Source organism: Pseudomonas sp. TE21394, assembly GCF_054057835.1.
Window position 1 is genome coordinate 4778975 of the sequence record NZ_JBSRZR010000001.1, and the last position, 26284, is coordinate 4805258.

The window sequence follows — 26284 nt, forward strand, 5'->3', positions numbered from 1 at the left end:
AGGTTTCCTATTGGCTCATGGCCAGACGTGAACCGCCGCGCTTGGCTCGGCCTGATGTCCGCGACGTATTGAGTGCGACGGTAAGCGCCACTGCGGCAAGCAGCGCGCCACACATGAACAGGTAAGAGGCACCGGGCCCACCGGTAGCGCCATTGAGGTAGCCGACCAGCCACGAACCGCCGAACGACCCCAGCGCCCCCATGCTGTTGATCAGCGCCATGGCGCCGCCGGCGACATTGGCTGGCAGGATCTCGGGCACGATCGCGAAGAACGGCCCATAGGGGGCGTACATGCAGGCACCGGCGACCACCAGCAGCGTATACGACAGCCAGAAATGCTGGCTGCCCAGGGCGTACGAGCCATAGAAGGCGACAGCGGCGATCAGCAGCGGCGGCCAGACGAAGCGCTTGCGCTTCTGCAGGCGATCGGACGCCCACGACACACCAACCATGGCCAGTACCGCCGCCAGGTAAGGTACCGACGCCAGCCAGCCGGCCTGCACGATATCGACGTTCGCTGCCTGCTTGAGGATCGACGGCAGCCACAGCACGAAGCCGTACACGCCGATGCTCCAGCAGAAGTACTGCAGCGCAAGGATGATCACCTGTGGCGAGCGGAACGCCTCGCGGTAGTTTTTCACCGGCTTGATGCCTTGCTGTTCGGCGGCCAGCGCTTGCTGCAAGGCGTCCTTTTCCTGCGCACTCAGCCACTTCGCCTGCGCCGGGCGGTCGTCCACCAGGCGCCACCAGAACAACGCCCAGATCACCGCCGGCAAACCTTCGATGATGAACATCCAGCGCCAGTCGTAATGCTTGATCAGATATCCTGATACCACCGACATCCACAGGATGGTCACCGGGTTGCCAAGCATCAGGAAGGTGTTGGCACGCGATCGCTCGGCGCGGGTGAACCAGTGGCACAGGTACACCAGCATCGCCGGCATCACCGCCGCCTCCACCACCCCGAGCAGGAAGCGGATACCGACCAGCATGTAGACATTGCTGACCATGCCGGTGAGCGTGGCCAGGCCGCCCCAGAGGATCAGGCAGACGAAGATCAGCTTCTTCACGCTGCGCTTCTCGGCGTAGATGGCGCCAGGTACCTGGAAGAAGAAGTAGCCGAGGAAGAACAGCGCCCCCAGCAACGAGGACAGCACAGGCGTGATTTGCAGGTCTTCGGCCATGCCGGAAGCGGCAGCGAAGCCGTAGTTGGCGCGGTCCAGGTAGGCCAGGCTATAGGTGATGAAGACGATCGGGATGAGGTACCACCAGCGGCGAGGTGCCAGGCTTTGCTTTTGCATGTGTGTTTCTCCTGAGCTTGTTGTTTTTGTTGCAACAGGTGATTCGGGGTATGCGCTGTTCACGCGCTGTTGCGCAGTTCGTGAACCTCCAGTTCATGGCGCAGCGGCAGCCCTTCCATGTCGCCCCGCGACTGCACGGCGCGGCTGCCGCACCAGTTGCCGCGTGCCACTGCCTCGGCCACGGGTCGACCTTCCAGCAGCGCGCTGAGCACGCCGACGGCGAAGGCATCGCCGGCGCCGACGGTGTCCACGACCCGGCTGACCGGTACTGGCGCGACCAGGCCTTGGCCTTCGGCGCTACGGAAGTAGGCCCCCGCTTCGCCCAGCTTTATCACCACTCGGGCGACCCCCAGGTCGAGGTAGAACGCGGCGATGTCCGCCGGGGTGTGCTGGCCGGTAAGTAAGCGGCCCTCCTCCAGGCCTGGCAACACCCAGTCAGCCTTGGCCGCCAGCGCATTGATTTCGCGCACCATGCTGGGCTGGTCAGGCCACAGCGAGGGACGCAGGTTGGGATCGAAGGAAATGCTGCGCCCGGCGGCGCGCATGCCATCAACCAGTGCATGGGACAGCGCCCGACAAGCTTCCGACAAGGCCAGCGGGATGCCAGTGGCGTGCAGGTGGCGAGCTTGCAGGCATCCCGGGCTGAGCAGCGCCGGCGACAGTCGGCTGGCCGCCGAGCCGCGCCGGAAGTATTCCACCGCCGGATCACTGCCATCGTCGCAGCGGCCCTTGAGCTGGAAGCCGGTGGGACAGCTGGCATCGACTTCCACGCCCGAGCAATCCAGGCCTTCACGGCGCAGGCTGTCCAGCACGAAACGGCCAAGCGAGTCGTCGCCCACCCTGCTCAGCCAGCGGACCTTGAAGCCGAGCCGCGCCAGGCCGATGGCCACATTGCTGTCGGCACCAGCGATGCGCTTGTCGAACTGGCTGACACTGGCCAGGTCGCCGGCCTGTTCGGCGACGAACATGGCCATGGTCTCGCCGAAACACAGCACGTCATGTTCACGCATGGCCCGGCACCTCGCGCGATGCGGCACAGCGCCCCAGCGCCGCCAGGTTGCGCACCTGGGCGCGAGTCAGCGCCAGCAGGTCGTCGCTGACCAACGGGTATTCGACGGCGCGCACGACGCCGGGAGTGAACTCGGCCATGAGCGCAGCCCATTCCTGCAGGTCTGCGGCGTTGGGCGGTACGGCAGCCAGGCGGCCATCGGCCAGGCGCTGCACCGCTTTGCAATGGACGTAACGCACCCATCGGCCCAGCTGGCGTGCGGCCTGTCGGGCAGGCTCGCCCTGCCACTGCCAGTTACCGATGTCGAACGTCATGCCGAGGCTCAGCCCCAAGTCTTCGGCGCGCTGGAGAAACGCCAGCAGCGGCTGGATTCTGCCACCCTGCACCGTCTGGTCGTTCTCGACCAGCAGCAGCGGCCCGGACCCGGACAACAACCGCGCCAGGGCGGCCATATCGCAGCTGTCGCGGTAGTACCCCAGGGAAACCTTCAACGCCATAGCGCCGAGAGCGTGGGCGGATGCCAGCTTGTCTGCGAGTCGCGGGTCAGGCAGGCCCTGCTCGGTCCACAGCTCAACGGGTGTGGAATACAGGCACTCCAGGCGCAACGCAGCCATTGCTGCAGACAGCGCTGCAGGGTCTGGCGCATGGCTGAACAACTCTTCTCGAAGTTCCACGCGGGTAGCGCCAGCGGCGGCCACCAGGTCGAGAAAGCGCGCTTGGCCGTGTCGCCTTACCAGCTCGGCACCATAGCTGGAAAGGCTGATGGAAACGGGGTTTGCGTACATTGTTGTTATCCTTATGAAACCGGTTTCATTTTTTGCCAGTGTCCGCCAGCGGTCGCTCGCCGCCAGTTAACGTGGCTGGGTTGAACCTCGGATGATCAGGTTGGCCTTGAAGTCGATGCGCCTGGCGGCGCCGCTGTCGCCGCGCAATCGGCCGAGCAGGCTCTCGAATGCCGCCACGCCGATACGTTCGGTGGGCTGGGCCAGCGCGGTGATGCCGCTACCGACCAAGGGGTACCAATCGAGGTCGTCGAGAGCGATCAGCCCGACTTCCGCGAACAGGTTGCGCCCGGCCTCGTGCAGCGCCCGGGTCACGGCCAGGGTGGCAATGCCGTTGAAGGTGAAGATGGCCTGCGGACCATGGCCATCGCCTGCGAGGAACGAGGCCAGCTGGCGATCCAGGCCGGGGTTGATTTCCAGCACTTGCTGGCGCATGCCGGGCCGACGGCCGATCGAAGCGCCGAACGCCTCGACCCGCTCCAGCCGCGAGCTGGTGCCATCGAGGGGCTCGGTGACCGCCAGGATATCGCGGTAGCCTTGCGCCTGCAGGTGATCAAGGGCCTGTTCGACCGCATCGACATTGTCCAGGCCGACCAGGTCGACGGGCAGCTCGGGCAGTTGCCGATCGACCAGTACCATGGGGATATCGCGCTGCAGATTGAGCAGTTCGCCGGGATGGTGGCCGAGGGTGTTCACGATCAGCCCTTCGACGTTGTACGACTGCAGGGCCACCAGGTGATGACGCTCCTGCTCGTCGTCGCGGTTGGTATTGCACACCACCAGACTGTAGCCGTGCTGCCGGCAGGCGGTTTCCACGCCATGCATCACGGCGACCGAATAAGGGTTCAGTATGTCGGCTACCAGCATGCCGATCAGCCGCGTCTGGCCGCGCTTCAAGCCTCGGGCCATCTGGTTGGGACGGTAACCGAGGCGCTCGATGACCTGCTCCAGGCGCTTGGCTGTGGCATCGGCCAGCAACTGCCGATCGCCACCGATATACCGCGAGACGGTGGCCTTGGAAACGCCAGCGACACGCGCTACTTCGCTGATGGTGACCCGTTCGCGGGCATGGGCAGGCGCCTCGGTCATGGGTGGTCCTTATGGTTGTTGTGATCGTGATGAAACCGGTTTCAATACAGCAAACCTGTACATGTTCGTCAAGCCGCCGCTGGTCGGCAAGTCGCCCAGAAGTTGCATTTCAATTTAAGTACCAGAGCTATCGCATTGAAACGCAAGACTTTAACTAGAGTGACTCCTATCGATCGGACGCAGCCCCTGACATCGACTCAACCATCGCTCTCAGCGCCCGTGCGGCCATGTAGAATTCGGCCACCCGTTCAGGCGGCAAGTGACACTCCCGGCTCCAGGCTTGAAGCTGATAGGCAAAGAACGTGCACGCCTGCGGCTTGCCGGTCAGTACGTCCTCGATGCGTTGCAACAGGGTGTCCGCCATCTCGTGTCGCCCGGCGAGGTCGGCCGCCCCGAGGACCGCGCCTATCTCCTCGATCAGCCATGCCACCGTCGGCGACATCCGATAAAGGCTGTCGGCACGCAACGCTTGTGCAGGCGTGAAACTCAACGACATGGCGATGGCCCTCCCACTCGAAAGGATTAGCTCGTGTGGGTAAGAGGGGGCCGATGGCAAAAAAGTGGCATTTATTTTTCTAATTATTTCTGTTGGCGGACGTGGCGACCGGGTTGCCCCGCTGTGGCCCAATGCTGGGGCAACGACCCCATCCGGCACGCCTGAAAATTGTCTGCGGGAAAGGCAAGGCCATTGCAACGCAAGGTCTGCAGCCTGACTTCGATACCTGGCATACCTATTGCCGATTTCCTACCTGCTCCAGATCCCCACCCAACAGTACAGCTTTCCCCCTTGAACCGCGGTGCTCCTCTCCCTGGTACCGCGGTTCTTTTTTTTGCAGCGTCCGTTGTCTTCGCCTGTCGCGGGCGGGCCCACGGCACTGGTACAGGCGTTGAAGACCCTGGGATTTCCACAGATAGGCCAAGCCTGCCAGGCGCATTACAATGGTTGCCATACAACCCGATACCTGAGCACATGATCCAGTCCGACCTCGACCTGTTCGGCCCTCAGGCACAACGCCTGGCCAGTCATACCGTGCTGCTGCCCGGCTTCGCCTTGGCCGAAGTCGAGCCCGTGCTCCATGCGCTGCGCCCGGTACTGCGTGCAGCGCCATTCCGGCACATGCATACCCCGGGCGGCCTGCGCATGGCGGTAGGGCTGAGCAACTGCGGCACGCTGGGTTGGGTCAGCGATGAACAGGGCTACCGTTACAGCCCCTGCGATCCGCTCAGCGGCAACCCCTGGCCCGCCCTGCCCCCGGTATTGCAGGCCCTGGCCACCCGGGCGGCGGCCATGGCCGGTTTCGACAACTTCGTGCCGGATGCCTGCCTGGTCAACCATTACCTGCCCGGCACCCGCCTGAGCCTGCACCAGGACCGCGACGAACTGGACTTCGACCAACCGATCGTGTCGGTGTCCCTGGGCTTGCCGGCGATATTCCTGTTCGGTGGCCTGCAGCGCGCCGACAAGACTCGGCGCATTGCCCTGAGCCATGGCGATGTGCTGGTTTGGGGCGGCGACGACCGCTTGCGCTTTCATGGCGTGCTGCCGATCAAACCCGGCGTACATCCGCGTCTGGGAGAACGGCGGATCAACCTGACCCTGCGCAAGGCCGGGCGCTGAGCGGGCTTGTGCAAACTGGATGAACGCGCATGAAACAGGTTGAACATCTTCGCCTGGCAGGCTTCAAAAGATAGGCCATGCCATTTCAGCCTGGAGCCCGCCATGCCCTACCTGTACTCTGCCAACCGTCTTCGCAACGGAGCAGCGCGACCATGAAAATGCCCTGCCGCGCGCCCAGTGCTTCCCTGCAGCTCGATTACGTACGCGACACCCTGTTCGGCCCGGTCGCACAAAGCATGGAATGCCTGTGCCAGATTGCCGCCCTCAACCTGCAAGGTCGCCCGGGCCTGCGCCTGCACATCTGCCCGCCGTTGCCCGACAAGGTTGAACGGGCCCACAGCGTGGCGTTTGTCTGGGACGGACGCAGCTACCACGGCGTGGTTCGCGATCAGGGCAAATGCGGGGATGGCGGCCTGAACCTGCTGCTGGAACTGCAGTAAAGCCGATCGACGGTGACCAACCCGGCTGAACCTGCCGGGGCAGCAGGCCTCCATACAAAAGAGCCCACGCCTCCCGGAGAATGCCATGAACAGTCCGTTGCTCAAGCTCTTCACCCACCCCGCCGACGCCTGGCTGGACATCCGCCGGGCCGAGGAAGACCACCCGCAGCAATACCTGCCGCGCCTGCTGGCCCTGGCGTTGATCCCCGCCATATGCCTGTTCGTCGGCACCACCACCTTCGGCTGGAGCCTCGCCGCCGAGGAACGGGTGCGCCTGAGCATGGGCAGTGCCGCGCAACTGGCGGGCTTGCTCTATGGCACCACGGTGGTCGGGGTGATGCTGATGGGCGTGATGATTCGCTGGATGTCACGTGGCTTCGATACCCAGCCCAGCCTCAACCAGTGCATCGGCTTTGCTGCCTACTGCGCCACGCCCTGGTTCTTCGCCGGCGTGGTCGGCCTGCTGCCGATCCGCTGGCTGGCCGTTGCGGCGCTGCTGGCGGCCTCGGCGTATGCCAGCGTGCTGCTGTATGGCGGCTTGCAGACGTTCCTGCGGCTAAAGAAAGAACAGGCCATGCTGTTCGCGACCTGCGTCTGGGGGGTAGGTCTGTTGCTGCTGGTGACCATCCTGGTGGCGATGATCCTGTTCTGGTTCAATGGCTTGATGCCGGAATATGTGCGCCCGGCCAGCCTCGGCTGACCGGAACGCGACGGGCGCCCTCAGGCAATCGCCTTGAGTGGCGCCGGGTGAGTGCTGCGCAGCGCGTGCAACTGACCTACCAGGTTCACCAGGTCGCGGCAACTGTTCAGGCTTTGCAGCGGGACCCCGCTCAGGGTCACGCCCTCGTCGAGACTCTGACCCTGACCCAGGCGGATGGTCAGGTTGGCGCCGTCCGGGCAGCTGACTTCACAGCGGTCAGGCAGGCAGGCCTGCTCGATGATCTGCCGCATCTCCAGCATCGAAACTCCTATCAACGACATGGTACGACCCTCTCTTTGGGATGGCCTGTTGTGTGAGTACACCTTTGCCAGGCGAAGTGCCAATTGATAATGCGCATGCCGAGGCAGGCCTTCATGCGCCTCAGCAATGATGGTGCCGGAATCCTCTAGCACCTTAGTGGAAGATTGCCGGCGGGGGCCGGGCGTTCGGCTGAGCTGGCAAAGTTAACGACGAACGGTCTCGTCAGGCCCTAGCGTTGCCCACAGGTGCTGGGCCGCATAGGCCCGCCACGGCCGCCAGGCCAAGGCCCGTTCGGCCAGTTGCGCCTGCTCCCCTTCCAGTCTGCGCAACGCCTTGACCAAGGCAACATCGCCCAACGGCAAGGCATCCGCCGCACCCGCCTGGCGCAGCGCCAGGTAGTGCGCACTCCATGGGCCGATACCCTTGAGCTGGCACAGCCTGGACAGCAGCGCATCGAGGGTCTGCCCGCGCCGCAGCAAGCCGGGCTCGGCCAGCAAGGCATTGGCCAGCGTGCCCAGGGTTGCGGCACGAGCCCGCGGCATTCCCAGATTGTCGAACTGCGCCGCCGCCAAAACCGTCGGCGTCGGGAACACGTGGCTCAAGCCCGGCACAGCCAGGCGCAGGGCTTGACCATGGCGCTGCACCAGCCGACCAGCCAGGGTCATGGCCCCAGCTACGCTGATCTGCTGGCCCAGCACGGTGCGCATCGCTTGCTCACAGGCGTCCCAGCCTTGTGGCAGGCGCAAGCCTGGGCGTTGCTGGAGCAAGCGGGCCATGAGCGGGTCGCCAGAAAGCCCGGCGTTGATACACGCAGGGTTGGCATCGAGATCGAAGACCCGCCTCAACCTGGCGATCACGCCGGGCAGCGCCTGCGCCGGAACGCCTTCGAGGCAGATACGCAGGTGTTGATTACCCGAGGGCGTAACGTGCACCACGGCATGCCGGCCGGCAACCACCAGCGAACGGCTGTAGCTGCCGCCCACACAGGTCTCTATGCCGGGAATGCAGCGCGCAGCAAGGAACGCCAGCATCGAAGGCCAGTGGTAAGGGGCACGGTAGCGTAGCCACAGGGTCTCGTGGCGGGCGCCGGGCAGCGATCGACGCAACGTGTGCAACGAACTGAGCTTGGCCATGGCTGTATCATGCCAGCAAATGCGCGACCTGTACCGGCCCTGTCGCCGCTGCAGGTCGATCAGGGGGCCTCGGCATCCCGCGCGGCCTGCATCTGGCCGAACCGTCCGGCATGGAAATCATCGAACGACTCGGCAATCTCCGCCTGGCTGTTCATCACGAACGGGCCGTAACCGACGATCGGCTCATCGATCGGCTCACCGCTGAGCAGCAGCACGCTGGCGCCTTCCAGCGCCTGCACGACAACATCTTCACCCGACCGGTCAAGCAACACCAGGCTGGCCGGGCCAGCTTCGCGCTCGTGGTTGATCTGCACCTTGCCACGCAGCACCGCCAGCGCCGCGTTGCGCCCGGCGGCCACCGGCAGGCGCAGCGTGGCACCGGCATTCAGACGCAAGTCCCAGACATCCATGGCGGTAAAGGTCCGCGCCGGCCCCGAATGCCCGCGATAGTCACCCGCGATCACCCGCAGGCTACCACCCTCACCGTCCAACCTGACCACCGGGATATCCTTGGCCAGCAGTGTCTGGTAACCAGCGGCTGCTCGTTTATCCCGCGCCGGCAGGTTGACCCACAGCTGAACCATTTCCAGCATGCCGCCGCTGCGGGCAAAGCCCGGGGAATGGAACTCCTCATGGATGATGCCATTGGCAGCGGTCATCCATTGCACATCACCGGGGCCGATCAAGCCACCAGCTCCCGTGGAGTCACGGTGCTCCAACTCGCCCTGGTAGACGATGGTCACGGTTTCGAAGCCGCGGTGTGGATGCTGGCCGACGCCGCGCCGCGCACTGGTCGGGGTGAATGGATGAGGGCCGGCATAGTCCAGCAACAGAAATGGGCTGATCTTGCTGGCCAGATCGTCGTAGGTGAACAGGCTACGCACCGGGAAGCCATCACCCACCCAATGGGTGTGAGGGCTGCGGTGGATACCCAGTATGCTTTTCATGAAAGGCTCCTGTCTTGGCTGCGATCACCTTATCAGCGATGCCAATCAGGCAGTAGCTGGCGGAAATGACATACATCGTCCCACCTGATGGACAATCAGAAGAATATGGCGTGGAGTATCGGGTGCCCCGGGTATTGCGACCTCAACCAATGCTCCAGTTTCAACGAAAAGGCTTGCCCGCGAACCTGTAGCTTTCGATAAAGCGGATCCGCCATGGCCTGGTAAGGCGTCATTCGGTCCAGATAGCGGCGGTTTTCCGTCGAGGAAATCAATTCGAGAAAGACGGCGTAGTCTTCGAACAGAGCGTCGCTATAGGGGTTGTCAGCGCCGAGCGTGGCCAGGCGCTGCAACGGGGTCAGGGCCAACAACTGGCGAAGGCGGTTGACCTTGGCTGGTGCAGGCAGGCCATGGACTTCGGCAATGGCGACGATGCCGCCTGCGAAAAGCAGTTTTCGGGAAAACCGCAATTTTATATTGCGTACCCCCCAGGCCTTGCCTTCGGCCCTTTTCTCCTCGAAGTTTGCCATCAGGGTCCGGTAGTAGCGAATCAGGTCGTTAAGCAGGAACCTGGCAAGGCCGTGGCCATGGTCATCAGGGACGTAACGGCGCAGCAGGTCATGCTGCCACCTGGCAAAGGCGGCCTGCCCATACAGGGGGCGGCCTTCGAGCAGCATCAACATGCGCCTGGTCAACGCGGTGCTGCCTTCACGCTTCCACCCCATGTGCTCGCTCAGGTCGGCATAGCCGGCCAGCGCTTCCCGGCCGAACTTGGCCACGTCGCTCTCCCCCGGGTGGCTGACAAGCCGCAGGATGTCACCGACCTGGTGCAATATCTGGTCCAGACGGTCGATCGGCAAGCTGTTGTCGTGCAGGATGAAGAAGTCGATGTCCGAAACCCGGGAAACTTCGCATCGACCGTAGGAGCCCACGCTGACCACAGCCAGGGGTGAGCGTTCTGCCAACGGTGCCAGCGTGTTGTGCATGGCTTTGCTGAGCGACTCGATTGCCTGGCAGGAGTAGTCGTAGCGCTTTTGCAGATAGGCGGGTTTTAGCAACGTCTGGCTGGTCATGGGCATAGGCTCGGGCAAAGCCCGAGATTACCCACGCCGCCCTGCCCAACGCCGTCTGGAAAACTATCCCGCCGGTTGCTGCAGCAGGAACGCCCGCACGGCATCGGCACAAGCCTCGGGATGTTCCTGCATGAAGCAGTGCCCACCGGCAACCTGCCTGCTGGTCACCCGAGGGTTGAGCGCTGCCAGGCGCTTGACCGAGTGGGGCACGAAGGGGTACGTATGCTCACCATACAAGACCTGTGTGGGTGTACGGATCGCCGCCAGACTGGCCCAAAGACGTCGGGGAAACGAACTGAATATTTCCACTTCGCGGCTGGGCCGGCATTTGAGCACCACCGCCTCACCGCAATCCCCAATGGCATGTTCGACATACGCTTGCAGCGCTGCATCAGTCCACCCCTTGAAGATACCGCGGCCCTGCAGCGAAGCCAGTGCTGTCTCTCGATCGGGCCAGTGGCTGCGACGGCTGGCAGCCTTGCGTGCGAGGCTGTGGCGCCGGTGCAGGCCAAGCAATGCAGCCGCACCCATTACCCCGAGCATGCGCCGGCTGAACAACACCGGATCAAGCAGCACGGCACGGCTGAACAGTTGCGGTTCACTGGCCAGGATCAGGCCCGTGAGCACGCCCCCGAAACTGTGCCCAACGGCAAACCGCGGTACCTCGCCATACTCGCCGCGACCGGCGGCGAAGGCTTCCAGCGCCAGCGCCGCGGTACGGTTCCAGCCGCGAAATGCCCCACCATGGTCGCTGTCGCCATGGCCTTGGACATCGCTCAGCCACAGATCGAAATGTTCACCCAGACGCATCAGCATGGGCTGGTAGGACAAGCAGCAAAAGCCGTTGCCGTGCAGGAAATGCAGCAGCGGCCGGCCACTGGCCGGGGTTCGCCAGCCACGCAGGGTGAAGCCTTCAGCGCATTGGTGTGACCAGGGAAGCAACTGCATCGGCTTGGGGTACTCGCGGGCTCAGGAAAACGCCGATTCTACAAACAGCAGCGGGTACAGTGAAATAACCAGCAGCAAGGCCATCAGGACATTGAACAGCATCAGCCAGCGCGGGTTCTGCAACAGGTTGCGCAGGGCGCTGCCGAACATCACCCATACCCCGACGCTGGGCAGGTTGACCAGGGCGAACAGGGCGGCAATCACGATCACATTGGCTACATAGCCTTGCGCCGGCGTGTAGGTGGTAATGGCTCCGACCGCCATCACCCAGGCCTTGGGGTTGACCCACTGGAACGCCGCAGCCCCCCAGAAGCCCAGCGGTTTGCGGGCGGCGGACGAGGCCGTGCCGACCGGCCCGGAGGTGGCGATCTTCCAGGCCAGATACAGCAGGTAGGCCGCGCCACTGTAGCGCAGTACTGTGTACAGCGCCGGCCAGGCCTTGAACACCTCGCCCAGGCCCAGGCCTACGGCGAGCACCATCACCATGAAACCGACGCTGATGCCCATGGCGTGGGGAATCGAGCGGCGCACACCGAAGTTCACCCCCGAGGCCAGCAGCATGGTGTTGTTAGGCCCCGGTGTGATCGAGGACACGAAGGCGAACAGCACGAAGGCAGTCAGCAGGTCGGCAGAGGCAAGCATGGTGGGCATTCCATTTTCTTCATCAGTGCTGTCACACTAACGGAGTCGCCGTGCTGGCGACTGGTACAGTTTCAATAAAATACATAGATACACATCACTGTACCGCCAACATGTGCCCAAGGAAGCCCCGCCATGACCGTCACCATTCGCCCTGCCGTCGCCGCTGATGCCGAGCAGATCCTGGCCTTCATCACCGAGCTGGCCGAGTACGAACGCGCCCGCCACGAGGTGGTCGCCAGTATTGCCGACATCGAGCACAGCCTGTTCGGTGCGGGCAGCACAGTGCACAGCCTGATCTGCGAGCGTGACGGCCAGGCCATCGGTTTCGCCGTGTATTTCTACAGCTACTCGACCTGGCTCGGGCGCAACGGCATCTACCTCGAAGACCTGTACGTGACCCCGGAACAGCGCGGCGACGGCGCCGGTCGGCAATTGCTGCGGCACATTGCCCGCGAAGCGGTGGCCAACCAGTGCGGACGGCTCGAATGGAGCGTGCTGGACTGGAACGAGCCGGCGATAGGCTTCTACCAGTCGCTTGGGGCCGAAGCGCAGGACGAGTGGGTGCGCTACCGGCTGGATGGCGACAAGCTGGCAGCCTTTGCGCGCGGTTGATCCAGCCCTTCGCACCTGGCCGGGTTGTGCTACACCCGCGCGGCGCAACGCGGGGTCGCAGCGGTGCTGGCGATTGACGCCACGCCCAACCCATGCTCTTCTTACACCTCGCGTTCAGGTGCCCCCTTGGGGTGAAACGGGAAACCGGTGCGTCACAGGCCCTCGCTCAGGGCCGGACAAAGCCGGTGCTGCCCCCGCAACGGTAAGCGAGCGAAGCGTCAATACCACTGAGCCCGCAGGCGGGCATGGGAAGGTGACGCTTTCCAGGAGCCCGGCTCCTCCTCGCAAGCCCGGAGACCGGCCTGGCGTTCATGAACACCCCGCGGTGGGCGGGCGCTGTTGCATTCCCCTGGGTAGTCACGCCCGGGGCTGCCGCGCTTGCCCGTTGCCCCAAAAAGCAGAGGAACGCGTCATGCCCGTCACCAGCGCCAAGCAACACAGCATTACCACCCCGGTCACCCTCAGCCAGCGTGTCGTCATCGCCGTCGGCGCCAGCCTGTTGGGCCTGTGCCTGGTGTATTTCGCTGGTTTCTCACACATCGAGGCCGTGCACAACGCTGCCCACGACACCCGCCACAGCGCCGCCTTCCCCTGCCACTGAGTACGCCTGATGATCATGCGCATTGCCCGCACCGCGGGCTTCAGCGGGCTGCTTGCGGCCTTGTTGCTGACCCTGTTGCAAAGTTTCTGGGTCGCCCCGCTGATTCTCCAAGCGGAAACCTACGAGTCGTCGGCACCAGCGGCTCATCACGAACATGGCAGCGAGGTGCCAGCCCATGAGCACGCCGCCGAAGCCTGGTCACCGGAAGACGGCTGGCAACGGGTACTGTCGACCACCGGTGGCAACCTGGTGGTCGCGGTCGGCTTCGCCCTGATCCTGGCTGCCCTGTACAGCCTGCGCGAACCGCAGCGTATCGGCACCGGGGCACTGTGGGGCCTGGCGGGCTTCGCCGTGTTCTGCCTGGCCCCTACCCTGGGCCTGCCGCCGGAACTGCCAGGCACCGCTGCCGCCGACCTGGGGCAACGCCAGGCCTGGTGGGTCGGCACGGCGAGCGCTACCGCCGCTGGCCTGGCCCTGCTGGTGTTCGCCCGCCACTGGCTGCTGAAAGTGCTGGGCACCGCGCTGCTGGTAATCCCGCATGTGGTTGGCGCGCCACAACCCGAGGTGCATGCAAGCCTCGCCCCTGAAGCGCTGGAAGCCCAGTTCAAGCTGGCCTCCTGGTTGACCAATGCCGCCTTCTGGCTGGCTCTGGGTATGCTCAGCGCCTGGCTGTTCCGCCGCACCCGCCGGGCCTGATGCGGGCTTTTTTCGCCGGCTTCGGCTGCCGCCGGGGTTGCCCGGCGGATGCCTTGGAAGCACTGCTGCGCCAGGCTCTGAACAACCGGGGCCTGGCGCTTGCCGACCTGCATGGCATCGCCAGCGTCAGCCTCAAAGCCGACGAGCCCGGGCTGCAACAGCTGGCCGCACGCCTTGCTGTGCCGCTGGTGCTGTACCATACCCGGCAACTGCAAGCCTACGAAGCGCTGCTCAGCCACCGCTCTGCCGCCGCCCATGCCCACAGCGGCTGCTGGGGCGTCGCAGAAAGCGCAGCATTGGCGCTGGCCAGCGAGCGCCGTGGTACCGCCAGGTTGCTGCTGACCCGCCAGGTACTGGGGCCGGCCACCCTCGCCCTGGCCTGGTGAACGTTCCACCGCAACTTCCTGCAAGGACTATCATGACGGTCTATTTCATCGGCGCCGGGCCCGGCGACCCGGAACTGATCACGATCAAGGGGCAACGGCTGATCCGCCAGTGCCAGGTGATCATCTATGCCGGCTCGCTGGTGCCAGCCGCGGTGCTTGAGGGCCATCAGGCCGATACCGTGATCAACAGCGCCGAACTGCACCTGGAACAGATCATCGCGGCCATGCGCGATGCGCACGAGCAAGGCCGTGACGTCGCCCGGGTACACAGTGGCGACCCCAGCCTGTACGGTGCCATTGGCGAGCAGATCCGCCACCTGCAGGCACTGGGCATCGACTACCAGATCATTCCCGGAGTCACCGCCACAGCGGCCAGCGCCGCCCTGCTCGGCTGCGAACTGACCCTGCCTCAAGTCGCACAAACGGTGATCCTGACCCGCTATGGCGACAGCTCGCCAATGCCGCCTGGCGAGCAACTGGGCGACCTCGCGCGGCATGGCAGCACCCTGGCGATTCACCTGGGAGTCAAGCACCTTCCGCGCATTGTCGATGAGTTGCTGCCGCACTACGGCGCGCAGTGCCCGGTGGCGGTGGTGCATCGCGCCACCTGGCCAGACCAGGACTGGGTGCGCGGCACCCTGGGCAATATCGTCGAGCGCTTGGCAGCCAAGGGCTTTCGGCGCACCGCGCTGATCCTGGTCGGTCATGTTCTGGGCGACACACCGTTTGCCGAGTCGGCCTTGTACCGTGCCGGGCACGCCCATCTTTACCGCCCTGGCGAGTGAGCATTGCCAGGCGCGTCGCAGGCGTAGCAGACTCCGTGTTCCCACCTGCGAACAGGAGTCATGCCAATGCTGGAGCTACGCCCCAACTGCGAATGCTGCGATACCGACCTGCCAGGCGACAGCACCAACGCGCTGATCTGCTCGTTCGAATGTACATTCTGTCGCGCCTGTGCTGAAACCCGTTTCCACGGCCGTTGCCCGAACTGCTCCGGCCAGCTGGTGGGCCGCCCGCCACGGGTCGGCCAGGCCCTGGCCAATAGTCCCGCCTCCACCCAGCGCGTGAACAAGGCACATCCCGCCTGCACCAGCCCGGCCTGAAAAACCGGCATCGCCGCTTTGCCAGGGCGGTGCCTCCCCTCCTTTGTAGGACTTTTCAACAATAAACGCGGAGGTTTTCAACATTTCTATACTCGGTATTACCAAACGAACAGAATGGTCGTATCGTGCAGCGCGTCCGATAAACCCGATTTGTTGACGTATTCCTGAGTGATCCAGGAAGCGGACCACATCTTGACAGGAGTTTTCCTCATGACAACCGTGCTGATCGTTGACGACCACCCTATCGTCCGGCTGTCCTTGCGCCTACTACTCGAGCGCGAACGTTTCAATGTCGTCGGTGAAGTCGGCAACGGCAGCGAGGTGGCGCAGGTGGCCCGCGAGCTGCGCCCGGATGTAATCGTTCTCGATATCGGCCTGCCTGGGCTGGACGGCATGGAAGTGATCAAGCGCCTGCAATGCATGGAGCCGGTGCCGAAGATCATGGTGCTGACCGGGCAGGCGACCGACCTGTACGTGCGCCGCTGCCTGGACGCGGGGATCGGTGCGTTCGTCACCAAGGAAGAAGAACACGAAGCCCTGCTGTTTGCCCTCAAGGCCCTGGTCAAGGGCTACTCGACCTTTCCGCAGATGTCGGTCAACAGCAACTCCCTGGAAAGCGAGCCGGTGCGCCTGGCCAGCCTCTCCAACCGGGAAATGGAAGTGCTGCGGCGCCTGGCACGCGGCGAGAACAACAAGAATATCGGCACCTGCATGAACCTCAGCGCCAAGACCATCAGCACCTACCGGGGCCGCATCATGGAAAAGCTCAAGACCGAATCCCTGGTGGAAATGGTCGACCTGGCCAAGCGCAACAGCGTCTACTGAGCGCACGGCTGCCATGAAGCGCCTGCTGACAAGCGCCCTTCTGGCCATCGGCCTGTTCAGCTCCAGCGCGCTGCTGGCCAACAGCGAACCCCGCCAGTTGCTGGCCCGCTCGGTCAGCGCCGCCGCGCCACTGGCACTGTCCAGCGAGGACCGGCACTGGCTGCAGCAACGCCAGCGTCTGGTGCTGGGCAGTTCTCGGCCCGACTACCCACCGCTGGAAATCAACGTCAGTCAGCGTGACTATGAGGGCCTCAGCGCCGACTACGCAGGTATCATTGCCGAGCAACTAGGTATCGACATCGAAGTGCGCCGTTTCGACAGCCGTCATGAAGCCATCGCTGCGCTGCGGGACGGCCGGATCGACCTGTTGGGCAGTTCCAACGCGTTCGAGGCGGCCGACGCCCAGCTCAGCCTGAGCGCGCGCTATGCCGATGACCTGCCGGTCATCGTTACCCGCGAGGGGTCGAGCCTGAAGAACATCGCCGATCTCGCCGGTCTGCGCCTGGCCATGGTCGACCATTACCTGCCCGCCAGCAGCGTCCGTGCCCTGTACCCGAAAGCCCAACTGAGCCTGTATCGCTCGACCCTCGCCGGGCTGGCCGCCGTCGAGCTGGGTGAAGCCGACGCCTACCTGGGCGATGCCATCAGCACCGATTTCACGATTGGCAAGATTTACCAGGGCACCTTGAAGATCGACCATTTCTGCCCGGTCGCCCCCGGGGGGTTCGCCTTTGCCTTGGCCAATGACAATCCACGCCTGCGCCGGCTGGTGGACGCGGCGCTGGCGCGCATCAGCGATAGCGAACGCCTGAACATCCTGCGCCGCTGGAGCAGCGGTAACACCAGCCTGCTGTTGCAGCGCCATCTCGCCGCACTGACTGATGAAGAAGAGGCCTGGATCGCTGCCAACCCCGACATCAGCGTGCTGATCAACACGTCGCTGGCACCGTTGACTTTCAACGACACCCAGCATCGCCCCAGCGGCATCACCCTCGATCTGCTCAAGCAGATATCGCTGCGCACGGGGTTGCGCTTCAAGCCGATCGAAAGCCCTTCGGCCCAGACCATGATCGAGCGCCTGGTTCGCGGTGACGCGCAAATGATCGGTGCCTTGGGCTATGGCGCAGACCGTTCGAAACAGCTGCGCTATACCCGCCCCTACCTGGTCAGCCCACGGGTACTGGTCTCGCGCAGCGACACCCGGTCAGCGGTGGCGGCCAGCGCGCTGCAGGGCCAGCGCATTGCCCTGATACGCGGCTCTCCGCAACTGGCCCTGTTGCAGCGACGCTATCCGCAGGCCAAGGTGGTCGAAGTGGACAACTCGCTCGGCCTGATGGAGGCCGTGGCCAACGGTGACGCCGACGTTGCCCTGAGCAGCCACATCAATGCTGCCTATTACATCAGCCATGTATTCAAGGACCGTTTGCGCATCGCCAGCGTGCTCGATGACGACCCCGCCGTCGCCGCCTTTGCCGTGGCCGCAGACCAGCCTCAACTACAGGCGATCCTCGACAAGGCTCTGCTGAGTATTCCCCCGGAAGAGCTTGACCAACTGATCAACCGCTGGCGCACCACCACCCTGGTCAGCGACAGCCCCTGGCGCGACTACCGCACCCTGGCCCTGCAGGTCCTGGTGCTATCGGCCTTGCTACTGGCCGGGGTGGTGTTCTGGAACAGTTACCTGCGCAAACTCATCAACCAGCGCACCGAGGCCCAACATGCGTTGCAAGCGCAGCTGGCACTGAGCCGGGGCCTGCTGGAGCAACTGCGCCAGGCCAAGGACGACGCCGAGCAGGCCAGCCAGACCAAAAGTACCTTCCTGGCCACCATGAGCCATGAAATCCGCACTCCGATGAATGCCGTGATCGGCCTGCTGGAGTTGGCCCTGGAAGACAGCCGCAGCGGCCGATGCGACCCCCAGACCCTGCAGACCGCCCATGATTCAGCCATCGGCCTGCTTGAGCTGATCGGCGATATCCTGGACATTTCGCGAATCGAATCCGGGCACATCACCCTGCAGCCAGTGCCCACCAACCTGGTCGAACTGGTACGCGCCAGCGTGCGGGTGTTCGAAGGCAATGCCCGGGCCAAAGGCCTGCACCTGCACAGCGAACTGCCTGCTGCGCCGATCTGGGTCCTGGCTGACCCGTTGCGGCTCAAGCAGGTGCTGTCCAACCTGATCAGCAATGCCATCAAATTCACCGACCGTGGCGAAGTGCAGGCCAGCCTGCAGTTTGCGGCGCACGACACCGACCACCTGGCGGTGGTACTGAGCGTGCGTGACACCGGGATCGGTATCAGCCCTGCCGACCAGGCCCGGCTGTTCAATGCGTTCGTCCAGGCCGACGGCCCACGAGCCCGCCAGGGCGCGGGTCTGGGCCTGGTCATCAGCCGCACCCTGGCCGAGTTGATGGGCGGCACCTTGAGCCTGCAAAGCGTAGAAGGCGTGGGCACCATGGTGCAGGTCAACTTGCACCTTCCCACCTGCACGGCACCGCCGCAGGCTGAACAGCATGCCCCAGCGCTGGAAAGCGGCAGCGGCCCGCTGAACATCCTGGTGGTCGACGACTACCCCGCCAACCTGCTGTTGCTGGAGCGCCAGCTGCATACCCTGGGCCATGCCGTGACCCTGGCCGAGAACGGCGAAACCGCTTTGACACGCTGGAAGGCCGAACACTTCGACCTGGTCATAACTGATTGCAGCATGCCGGTCATGGATGGCCATGAGTTGACCCGTCGTATCCGCAGCCTCGAAAGCGAGCGCGGCCTGCCGCCATGTCGCATTCTCGGGGTGACCGCCAACGCCCAGGCCGAGGAGCGTGCCCGCTGCCTGGCCAGCGGCATGGACGAATGCCTGTTCAAACCGATCGGCCTGCGTACACTCAAGACCCATCTACCCCAGGCCGAGGCCCAGCCACCGCAACAGCAACAGCAACAGCAACAGCCACCAACGCGACCCGGCAGCGGGTTCAACCTCGGCGAACTGCGTCACCTGACCCAGGACGATGAACAACTGGTGCGGCATCTGCTGGAGCAACTGGTGCAAAGCGTCAGCGACGACCTGGCGGCATTGCGTGCACTGGCCGCAGACGCCTCCGGCGAGGCGTTGCGCGCCTTGGCTCACCGGATCAAGGGTGGCGCGAAGATGGTCAAGGTGCGGACACTGGTCAAGGCATGCGAAGCGATCGAACAGGCCCACGAACAGGGCCGCCCAACAGCGCAACTGCGCATGCAGCTGGAGGACAGCCTGCAGGACCTGCTGGTCGAGCTGGGCGATGCACTCAGTGCAATTGCAACGTCGAACTGATCTGGCCAATGGCATCCACCACGTGCCGTGAGCCCTGCTGGCTTTCCATGCTCACAGTGCCCGCCCGGGCTGGCCTTGCTGGTCCGCGCCGCAGCCAACGCTGTTTCCTGCAGCCATGCAGGTCAGGAGCTTTCCCGCACCATCAACTCGAAACCAAGGTCCTGCTGGGCGTTCGCTACCCGCTTGCCGTCGAGCAACGCCAGCAGCGCCTGCGCTGCCCCACGCCCCACGGCGGCCCTGGGCGTGCGGATCGACGTGAGTCGCGGCACCATGTGCGCCGACGCCGGCAGGTCGTTGAAACCGACCATGGCTACCTGCCGCGGCACCTCGACCCCTTGGCGCAAGGCCTGCAGGACCGCGCCCTGGGCCAGGTCGTCGTTGCAGAAGAAGATGCCGTCGACGTCCGGCGCCTGCAGCAATAGCTGGCTGAACAGCGCGCTGCCCAGGGCGATGGACGAAGGTTCCGGCGCCAGCACCTCCAGCTCGGGCGCCTGCAGGCCGGCCTCGGCCAGCGCCTGGCGGAAGCCTTCGGCGCGCTGCATTACCCGCGGGTCGAGCTGCGCAGCAATGAACGCCAGGCGCTTGCGCCCGCGCTCGATCAGGTGGCGTGCCGCAGCGCGCCCGGCCTGCTGCTGGGAGAACCCGACTGACAATGCCTCGTCGTCGCCGTTGAGTTCCATCATGTGCACGCAGGGCACGCCGCTGGCCGCCAGCATCTGCCGCGATGCCTCGCTGCGTTCGAAGCCGGTCAACAGCATGCCGCAGGGCTGGTAGGCCAGGTAGTTGCGGATCAGGTTCTCTTCCTCGGCGACGTCGTAGTGGTAGTTGCCGATCAGTACCTCCAGCCCACGCGGGCGCATGACCTCGTGGATTGCCTCCAGGGTGTCGATGAACAGCTGGTTGGACAGCGACGGGATCAATACCACCACCGACTGGCTGCGGGCCGAGGCCAGGGCCCGGGCCGCCGGGTTCGCCACATAGCCCAGGCTCGCTGCTGCGGCCACGACCTTTTCCACCAGCGCCGGGGCAACGGTGCTCACACCACGCAAGGCGCGCGATGCAGTGATCGGGGAAACCCCGGAATGCCTGGCAACTTCTGCCAGGGTGGGACGACCTGTGGTACGCGAGCCGGTGCGAGACATGGATGTTGTAATTTTACTACTTGCAAGGAAAGGGAACGGCCACTAAGGTAGCGCTGTCTCAGGACGCAGGCAATGTAATCTTTGGTCGCAGCCCTCACCGGCTCGCCGCCGAGCGTCCATACTGCGTATGACAAGATCAATAACACCGGGGAGGTGACTGCTCGTCGACGACGAGACAGCGCTATCTCACCCGCAGGAGGTACTGATGAATTCTCCCCTGTCTGCCATCGTGGTGATGGGCGTGGCCGGTTGCGGCAAGAGCTGCATCGGCGCTGCCATCGCCGCCCGAAGCGGTGGCCGCCTGATCGAAGGCGACGCGTTCCACCCTGCCGAAAACATCCGCAAGATGAGCGCTGGCATCCCCTTGGACGACAGCGACCGTGCCGGCTGGCTGGTGCGCCTTGGCCAGGAACTGCAGGCAACCACCCAGGCCGGGGAGCGCCCGATCCTGACCTGTTCGGCACTCAAGCGCCGCTACCGCGAAACCCTGCGCGAGGCCATGCCCGGGCTGGTATTCGTGTTCCTCGAACTGTCGCCAGCCGAGGCCGAAAAACGCGTGCTGGCCCGCCCCGGGCATTTCATGCCGGCAAGCCTCATCGACAGCCAGTTCGCTGCCCTGGAATCGCCTCGTGGCGAACCCCTGACCCTGGCACTGGATGCTACCCAACCCGTCGATGTGCTTGCCGAAGCGGTAGACAGCTGGCTAAAGCGCAGCGGTGAACGGAGCCTGGCGCAAAGCGCCTGAGCGGCTTTACCAACCCGGCAAAGACAGCGCTACCTTGCGCTTGGATGCGGGCAACATTGCAAAAAATCTACGCCAAAACAACGATAAGACCGAGGCCTTCAAACCATGTTCGGACTGGCTAATGATACCTTCCTGCTGCTCGACGCGCTGGTTACCATCGTCGGGCTGATCCTGCTGATCACCCACTTCAAAGTTCACCCCTTCGTCGCCCTGACCATCGCGGCCGGCTTCCTTGGCCTGACCTCCGGCATGCCGGTGGCCAAGGTGATGAAATCGTTCCAGGACGGTTTCGGTGGTGTACTGGGCTTCGTCGGCATCGTGCTCGCCCTGGGCACCATGCTCGGCAAGCTGATGGCCGACTCCGGTGGCGCCGACCAGATCGCACAGACGCTGATTCGCGCCTTCGGCAAGAAAAACGTGCACTGGGCGATGATGTTCGCCGCGTTTCTGGTCGGTATCCCGCTGTTCTTCGAGATCGGCTTCGTGCTGCTGATCCCGCTGGTGTTCATCGTTGCCCGGCGCTCCGGCGTGTCGTTGATCAAGATCGGCATTCCGCTGCTGGCCGGGCTGTCGGTGGTGCACGGCCTGGTCCCACCACACCCGGGCCCGCTGCTGGCCATCGGCATCTTCCATGCCGATATCGGCAAGACCATCTTCTATGGCCTGATCGTGGCACTGCCTACCGCCATCATCGCCGGCCCGCTGTTCGGTAATTTCATTTCCCGCTACATCCCCGGCAGCCCCTCGCAGGAGCTGATGGACCAGATCGCCAAGGAGTCCGACCAGCGCAACCTGCCGAGCTTCACCATCACCCTGGTCACCGTGCTGCTGCCGGTAGTGCTGATGCTGCTGAAGACCTTCGCCGACGTGGTACTGCCCGCCGAGCATATCGTGCGCCAGTGGATGGACCTGGTCGGCCACCCCATCACCGCGCTGCTCGCGGCTCTGCTGCTGGCTTTCTACACCTTCGGCGCGGCCCGTGGCTTCAACCGCCAGCAGATCATGAAGATGCTGGACCAGAGCCTGGCACCGACCGCCGCGATCGTGCTGATCGTCGGCGCCGGCGGTGGCTTCAAGCAGATGCTGGTGGACACCGGCGTGGGTAACGTGATCGGGCAGATGGCGGTGCAGGCCGAAATCTCGCCGATTCTGCTGGCCTGGCTGGTGGCCGCGGTGATCCGCATCGCCACCGGTTCCGCCACGGTAGCCACCATTACCGGCGCGGGCATCGTCGCGCCGGTGATTGACCTGGTGCCGGGGGTGAACCGTGAGCTGCTGGTACTGGCCACCGGTGCTGGCTCGCTGATCCTGTCGCATGTCAACGATGCCGGTTTCTGGCTGGTGAAGCAGTACTTCAACATGACCGTGGCGGAAACCTTCAAGACCTGGAGCATGATGGAGACCATCCTGTCGATTGTCGGCATCATCTTCATCCTGTTGCTGTCACTGGTGGTGTGACCGTTGATCGGGGTGATGGCACCCTGTTGCGCCGGGTAGGGCCGAAAGGAAGTAACAACCCTACCCGAAACCAAGGAGCCTGCCATGCCCCGCTCAAGCATCCTGTTGATCGCCCTGTTCGTTGCGCCGCTGGCCCTGGCCGCCGGCACTGGCCCCACCTACCCGGACGACCCGCACAATCCGGCGCCCAAGCCGGGTGTGGACAGCACCCTCAACCCCATCGAGCAGCCCATGCCACGCGATACCGACCCGCGGATCAAGGGCAACGACCCCGACAGCCCGCCGACCAAGCAGAATGACAACCGGGACTTGCCGGGCATGGATGGCAGCGGCTCGGAAGGAACCGGGCGGCAGGGTGGCGCCGATAGCCAGCGTTGATCCATAGCCGGTAGCGTTCACCTACCCTGTGGCGGTGAATCACCACTGGCGCTTGTCCGGCCTGATCAGCCCCAGCTTCTCGATGCGGTAACGCAGCATGTCCCGCGACAGGCCAAGCATGCGCGCGGACTTGGTCACGTTCCAGTCCGTGCGGTCCAGTGTCCTGCACACCAGGTCGCGCTCCATGTCCGGCAGGCTGGTCCCTGGCTCGGGCTCATGCCGGGGTATGTCAAACATCGCAGACGCCGGTTGCTGCACCATTGGCTCGTCAATCAGCGTCAGGCACAGGTTCAGCTGGTGCGCCTGCACCACGTCATTCGCAGCCAGCAGCACGGTCTGCTCCAGCATGTTGCGCAGCTCACGCACGTTGCCCGGCCAGCTGTAGCCGAGCATCAGGTTTTCCGCTTCGGCGGAAAAGCGCAGGTTCGGCTTGCCATAACGCCTGCCGTGTTGGGCCAGGAAATGCCTCGCCAGCAGCAGCACATCCTGGCCACGGGCGTACAGGCGTGGCACTTTCAGGGCTATGATGCGCAGGCGGAAGAACAGGTCGCGGCGGAACTTGCCCTGTTGCACCATCTGCTCGAGGTTGCAATTGGTGGCGCTGATCACCCGCAGGTCGACCTTGCGCTCCTTCACCGCACCTATGCGGCGGATACTGCGGTCCTCCAGCAATTTGAGCAGCTTGGCCTGCAATGTCAGGTCCATCTCGCCAATTTCGTCGAGGAACAGGGTGCCGCCATCGGCCGCCTCTACCAGGCCCACCCGGCGCTCCTTGGCATCGGTAAAGGCGCCCTTCTCGTGCCCGAACAACTCGGCTTCCAGCAGGTTGGCCGGGATCGAGGCGCAGTTGAACTCGATGAACGGCCCTTTGCTGCGTGAACCATCGAAATGCAGGGCACGCGCCACCAGTTCTTTGCCGGTACCGGTTTCGCCTTCGATCAGTACCGGCGGCAAGTCGATGCTGGTCATGCGCCGCTCGGCATCCAGCAGCTGGCGCAAGGTGTGCTTGAGGGTAAGCATGCTCGGCGATTCGCCGAGCAACGCCTGCAAGCCCGACTTCTGCGCCTCGCGTTCCTGGTAGAACGACAACGTGCGCTCCATGCGTTCGGTGGCCAGGGCCTTGTCCAGGGTCAGCTTGAGCTCGGCCAGTACCACCGGCTTGGTCAGGTAATGAAAAGCCCCCTCCTTCATGGCCTGTACCGCATCTTCGACATTGCCGTAACCGGTCATCATGATCACTTTCAGGTCCGGCACCTGTGCCACCAGGGTGCGCAGCAGGTCGTGCCCGCTCATGCCCGGCAGCGAGTTGTCGGTCAGCACTGCATCGGGGCGGGCCCGCTTGATGTGCTCCAGCGCCAGTTCCGCGTTGTCGCACACGGCGACCTCGAAGCCCTTGAGGCTGAGGTAGGTACGGATGTTGTCGGCGAGGACTTCATCATCCTCGACTACCAGGATGCTGTGCTCCATGGGCCCCTCCCGCTGCAATGTTGAATGTGAGGCTGACGCGGGTTCCTTCCTCTTCGCGGCTGCTCAGGCTGACCGAACCGCCAAAACGCTCCATGATGCGCTTGACCAAGGCCAGGCCTACGCCAAGTCCGCCCTGCTTGGTGGTGTAGAACGGTTTGAACACCATGCGCTCCTGCTGCTGACTCATGCCCTTGCCGGTGTCGGCCAGGACGAACTCGGCACGCTGGCCATCCTTCACACTGACCTGGGCACGCAGCAGGCCGCCGTCAGGCATGGCTTCCAGGGCATTGGAAAACAGGGAGTTGAGAATCTGCGTGAGCTGCAGCGGCTGACTGGTCACCCACTGCAAGCCGGGGCCTTCGTAGCGGAAGCGTATGCCGTTGCGTTCGATCTGCTGGGCGAAAGCCAGGCGGGTGTCCTCGATGGCCGCCACCAGGTCCACGGCTTCGGCCTCGTCGCTGGTCGGGCGCAGCGACACCAGAAAATCGCGGACCCAGCGCGACATGCGGTCGACCTGGCTGATGATGTCAGCGATATTCCTTTGCGCCGCTGGGGTGGCGATCTCCTGGGCCAGTTCGGCGCTGGAGCGGATGTTCGCCAGCGGGTTGCGCAGGCTATGCGCCACCGCAGACGACATCTCGCCAAGGGCGACATAGGTTTCATTGGCCACCAGCCGGTCCTGCTGCAGCTGCAGCAGTTGCGCGGCACGCCGCACGATCCAGTACAGGCCGAAGTAGATCAGCGCCCCGCCCACCAGGGTCGAGGCCCAGATCAACACGTAGCCACGCTGGATGCGCCGGGCCAGGTCCCGGGGCTCCTTGTAGATTTCCACCATGGCCAGCACCTGTTCGCCTTGGCTGTCGAACAGCGGAACGTAGTTTTCAATGAACAGCGAACGCGGTTCACGCTGGAATTTCTGCTCTTCGCGGTCCTCGTGGGCCGGGTGGTAAATGGCCGAGACGGCCTTGCGCGAGCGGAAAGCGCGGTCGAGGTCGCCATCGGCCTCGATGCGCTGGCCGATCAGCGCCGGGTTGGTCGACCAGGTGATGGTGCGATCGCGGGCATAGACGTTGGCCAACAATATATCCGGCAGGTGCGCGACATGGTCGAGGAACTCCGCCCGGGTCGATTCGGCCAGCGCCGGAGTGAATTGCAAGTGCTGCCGGTCCAGGCGGGGATCGAGCAGCTCGCCCAGGGTGCTGCCCGGGGGTAATTGCGAATGGCGCACCTCGGCCTGTGCGATGGCCTGGATGAACTGGGCGGTCAGCATGGCGTCGCGCTCGACACTGTCGCGCACCACGAAACGTGTCGACACATAACCCAGCCCGCCCGCCACGGCGGCAATGATCAGCAAACTGATCAGCGAGAACCAACGCTGCAGGTTGAACTCGAGCAATGGCATAGCCAGACCGCGAGCGGTCCTGGCCTTGCCATGAACGTCGTTCTCCAGCGTTTTCATGTGCCTTCCACCCCTGCAGCCGCAGCTGCCATGCATTGTCGCGCTCTACCACCGGATAGCAAAATTCCAGCCAGCCATGGAAAAATTACTAATAATCTTTTTTGATCAACAAGTTAGCCAAGTTTGTTAAGTCCAGATCGAGGAAAAAGCCCCACATTTGGGGCAT

At 64.1% G+C, this 26284-nt stretch carries 28 protein-coding genes and 1 riboswitch; of the genes, 14 read left to right on the forward strand and 14 right to left on the reverse strand.

Annotation, left to right across the window (positions count from 1 at the left end; translation table 11 throughout):
- Nucleotides 1-7 precede the first annotated feature (7 nt).
- The 5 genes from ACVWZT_RS21945 to ACVWZT_RS21965 form a co-directional block, all read right to left on the reverse strand.
- The gene (locus ACVWZT_RS21945; RefSeq protein WP_457471376.1) at nt 8-1300 is read right to left on the reverse strand and encodes an MFS transporter; all 1293 of its coding nucleotides are present in this window, start codon (nt 1298-1300) and stop codon (nt 8-10) included.
- A gap of 59 nt (nt 1301-1359) precedes the next feature.
- A complete protein-coding gene (locus tag ACVWZT_RS21950) occupies nt 1360-2310 on the reverse strand; it encodes a sugar kinase (protein WP_457471378.1) in 951 nt (316 codons plus the stop codon).
- Nucleotides 2303-3094 carry an AP endonuclease gene (locus tag ACVWZT_RS21955; RefSeq protein ID WP_457471379.1) on the reverse strand — a complete coding sequence of 264 codons (792 nt, stop codon included), beginning with the start codon at nt 3092-3094 and terminating at the stop codon, nt 2303-2305. Before ACVWZT_RS21955 ends, ACVWZT_RS21950 begins: the two co-directional genes overlap by 8 nt.
- Before the next feature lie 66 nt (nt 3095-3160).
- Complete coding sequence (locus tag ACVWZT_RS21960; protein ID WP_457471380.1) at nt 3161-4180, reverse strand: LacI family DNA-binding transcriptional regulator; 1020 nt, start codon at nt 4178-4180, stop codon at nt 3161-3163.
- Between the two features lie 166 nt (nt 4181-4346).
- A complete protein-coding gene (locus ACVWZT_RS21965; protein ID WP_457471381.1) occupies nt 4347-4676 on the reverse strand; it encodes a hypothetical protein in 330 nt (109 codons plus the stop codon).
- Between the two features lie 474 nt (nt 4677-5150).
- Between ACVWZT_RS21965 and alkB the strand changes: the two genes are divergently transcribed.
- From alkB to ACVWZT_RS21980, 3 genes are all read left to right on the forward strand, one after another.
- Nucleotides 5151-5798, forward strand: a complete 648-nt coding sequence (gene alkB, locus ACVWZT_RS21970; RefSeq protein WP_457471382.1) for a DNA oxidative demethylase AlkB — start codon at nt 5151-5153, stop codon at nt 5796-5798.
- Nucleotides 5799-5950: 152 nt separating this feature from the next.
- Nucleotides 5951-6238 (forward strand): hypothetical protein, encoded by a 288-nt coding sequence (locus ACVWZT_RS21975; RefSeq protein ID WP_457471384.1) that lies wholly within the window; start codon nt 5951-5953, stop codon nt 6236-6238.
- A gap of 85 nt (nt 6239-6323) precedes the next feature.
- Nucleotides 6324-6938: a Yip1 family protein gene (locus tag ACVWZT_RS21980; RefSeq protein WP_457471385.1), complete on the forward strand. Its 615-nt coding sequence runs from the start codon at nt 6324-6326 to the stop codon at nt 6936-6938.
- Between the two features lie 20 nt (nt 6939-6958).
- Here ACVWZT_RS21980 and ACVWZT_RS21985 read toward each other — a convergent pair whose 3' ends face one another.
- The 6 genes from ACVWZT_RS21985 to ACVWZT_RS22010 all read right to left on the reverse strand — a co-directional run bounded on the left by ACVWZT_RS21985 (nt 6959) and on the right by ACVWZT_RS22010 (nt 11948).
- Nucleotides 6959-7219: a DUF1652 domain-containing protein gene (locus ACVWZT_RS21985; RefSeq protein WP_457471386.1), complete on the reverse strand. Its 261-nt coding sequence runs from the start codon at nt 7217-7219 to the stop codon at nt 6959-6961.
- Between the two features lie 183 nt (nt 7220-7402).
- A complete protein-coding gene (locus tag ACVWZT_RS21990; protein ID WP_457471388.1) occupies nt 7403-8332 on the reverse strand; it encodes a DNA-3-methyladenine glycosylase family protein in 930 nt (309 codons plus the stop codon).
- Nucleotides 8333-8391: 59 nt separating this feature from the next.
- Nucleotides 8392-9279, reverse strand: a complete 888-nt coding sequence (locus tag ACVWZT_RS21995; protein ID WP_457471389.1) for a pirin family protein — start codon at nt 9277-9279, stop codon at nt 8392-8394.
- A gap of 95 nt (nt 9280-9374) precedes the next feature.
- Nucleotides 9375-10349 carry a hypothetical protein gene (locus tag ACVWZT_RS22000; protein ID WP_457471391.1) on the reverse strand — a complete coding sequence of 325 codons (975 nt, stop codon included), beginning with the start codon at nt 10347-10349 and terminating at the stop codon, nt 9375-9377.
- Nucleotides 10350-10412: 63 nt separating this feature from the next.
- Nucleotides 10413-11297, reverse strand: a complete 885-nt coding sequence (locus tag ACVWZT_RS22005) for an alpha/beta fold hydrolase (RefSeq protein WP_296229720.1) — start codon at nt 11295-11297, stop codon at nt 10413-10415.
- A 21-nt stretch (nt 11298-11318) separates the two neighbouring features.
- Nucleotides 11319-11948, reverse strand: a complete 630-nt coding sequence (locus ACVWZT_RS22010; RefSeq protein WP_296229721.1) for a LysE family translocator — start codon at nt 11946-11948, stop codon at nt 11319-11321.
- Nucleotides 11949-12071: 123 nt separating this feature from the next.
- Between ACVWZT_RS22010 and ACVWZT_RS22015 the strand changes: the two genes are divergently transcribed.
- The 8 genes from ACVWZT_RS22015 to ACVWZT_RS22050 all read left to right on the forward strand — a co-directional run bounded on the left by ACVWZT_RS22015 (nt 12072) and on the right by ACVWZT_RS22050 (nt 19469).
- Nucleotides 12072-12551, forward strand: coding sequence for a GNAT family N-acetyltransferase (locus ACVWZT_RS22015; RefSeq protein ID WP_296229722.1), 480 nt, complete (start codon nt 12072-12074; stop codon nt 12549-12551).
- A 99-nt stretch (nt 12552-12650) separates the two neighbouring features.
- Nucleotides 12651-12871: riboswitch (cobalamin riboswitch) on the forward strand.
- Between the two features lie 92 nt (nt 12872-12963).
- The gene (locus ACVWZT_RS22020) at nt 12964-13152 is read left to right on the forward strand and encodes a CbtB domain-containing protein (protein WP_025339304.1); all 189 of its coding nucleotides are present in this window, start codon (nt 12964-12966) and stop codon (nt 13150-13152) included.
- Between the two features lie 9 nt (nt 13153-13161).
- On the forward strand, nt 13162-13848 hold the full coding sequence (locus ACVWZT_RS22025) for a CbtA family protein (protein WP_457471393.1): 687 nt from the start codon (nt 13162-13164) through the stop codon (nt 13846-13848).
- Nucleotides 13848-14234: a cobalamin biosynthesis protein gene (locus tag ACVWZT_RS22030; RefSeq protein WP_296229724.1), complete on the forward strand. Its 387-nt coding sequence runs from the start codon at nt 13848-13850 to the stop codon at nt 14232-14234. The genes ACVWZT_RS22025 and ACVWZT_RS22030 overlap by 1 nt, the downstream gene beginning before the upstream one ends.
- Before the next feature lie 32 nt (nt 14235-14266).
- Nucleotides 14267-15019, forward strand: a complete 753-nt coding sequence (gene cobM / locus ACVWZT_RS22035) for a precorrin-4 C(11)-methyltransferase (RefSeq protein ID WP_457471395.1) — start codon at nt 14267-14269, stop codon at nt 15017-15019.
- 66 nt (nt 15020-15085) lie between these two features.
- Nucleotides 15086-15337 carry a DUF1272 domain-containing protein gene (locus ACVWZT_RS22040; RefSeq protein WP_457471397.1) on the forward strand — a complete coding sequence of 84 codons (252 nt, stop codon included), beginning with the start codon at nt 15086-15088 and terminating at the stop codon, nt 15335-15337.
- 210 nt (nt 15338-15547) lie between these two features.
- The gene (locus ACVWZT_RS22045; RefSeq protein WP_296229727.1) at nt 15548-16162 is read left to right on the forward strand and encodes a response regulator transcription factor; all 615 of its coding nucleotides are present in this window, start codon (nt 15548-15550) and stop codon (nt 16160-16162) included.
- Nucleotides 16163-16175: 13 nt separating this feature from the next.
- Nucleotides 16176-19469, forward strand: coding sequence for a transporter substrate-binding domain-containing protein (locus ACVWZT_RS22050; RefSeq protein WP_457471399.1), 3294 nt, complete (start codon nt 16176-16178; stop codon nt 19467-19469).
- Between the two features lie 122 nt (nt 19470-19591).
- On the opposite strand, the gene gntR is transcribed toward ACVWZT_RS22050, so the two are convergent.
- Complete coding sequence (gene gntR / locus ACVWZT_RS22055) at nt 19592-20611, reverse strand: HTH-type transcriptional regulator GntR (protein ID WP_296229729.1); 1020 nt, start codon at nt 20609-20611, stop codon at nt 19592-19594.
- Between the two features lie 205 nt (nt 20612-20816).
- On the opposite strand from gntR, the gene ACVWZT_RS22060 reads away from it, so the two are divergent.
- The 3 genes from ACVWZT_RS22060 to ACVWZT_RS22070 all read left to right on the forward strand — a co-directional run bounded on the left by ACVWZT_RS22060 (nt 20817) and on the right by ACVWZT_RS22070 (nt 23192).
- On the forward strand, nt 20817-21356 hold the full coding sequence (locus ACVWZT_RS22060; protein WP_296229730.1) for a gluconokinase: 540 nt from the start codon (nt 20817-20819) through the stop codon (nt 21354-21356).
- 105 nt (nt 21357-21461) lie between these two features.
- Entirely contained in the window at nt 21462-22814 is a 1353-nt protein-coding gene (locus ACVWZT_RS22065; protein ID WP_296229731.1) for a GntP family permease, read from the forward strand.
- Between the two features lie 84 nt (nt 22815-22898).
- Nucleotides 22899-23192, forward strand: coding sequence for a hypothetical protein (locus ACVWZT_RS22070; protein WP_296229732.1), 294 nt, complete (start codon nt 22899-22901; stop codon nt 23190-23192).
- Nucleotides 23193-23231: 39 nt separating this feature from the next.
- Here ACVWZT_RS22070 and ACVWZT_RS22075 read toward each other — a convergent pair whose 3' ends face one another.
- Nucleotides 23232-24659, reverse strand: a complete 1428-nt coding sequence (locus tag ACVWZT_RS22075; RefSeq protein ID WP_457471403.1) for a sigma-54-dependent transcriptional regulator — start codon at nt 24657-24659, stop codon at nt 23232-23234.
- Entirely contained in the window at nt 24628-26118 is a 1491-nt protein-coding gene (locus tag ACVWZT_RS22080) for a sensor histidine kinase (protein WP_457471404.1), read from the reverse strand. The genes ACVWZT_RS22075 and ACVWZT_RS22080 overlap by 32 nt, the downstream gene beginning before the upstream one ends.
- Nucleotides 26119-26284: the final 166 nt, after the last annotated feature.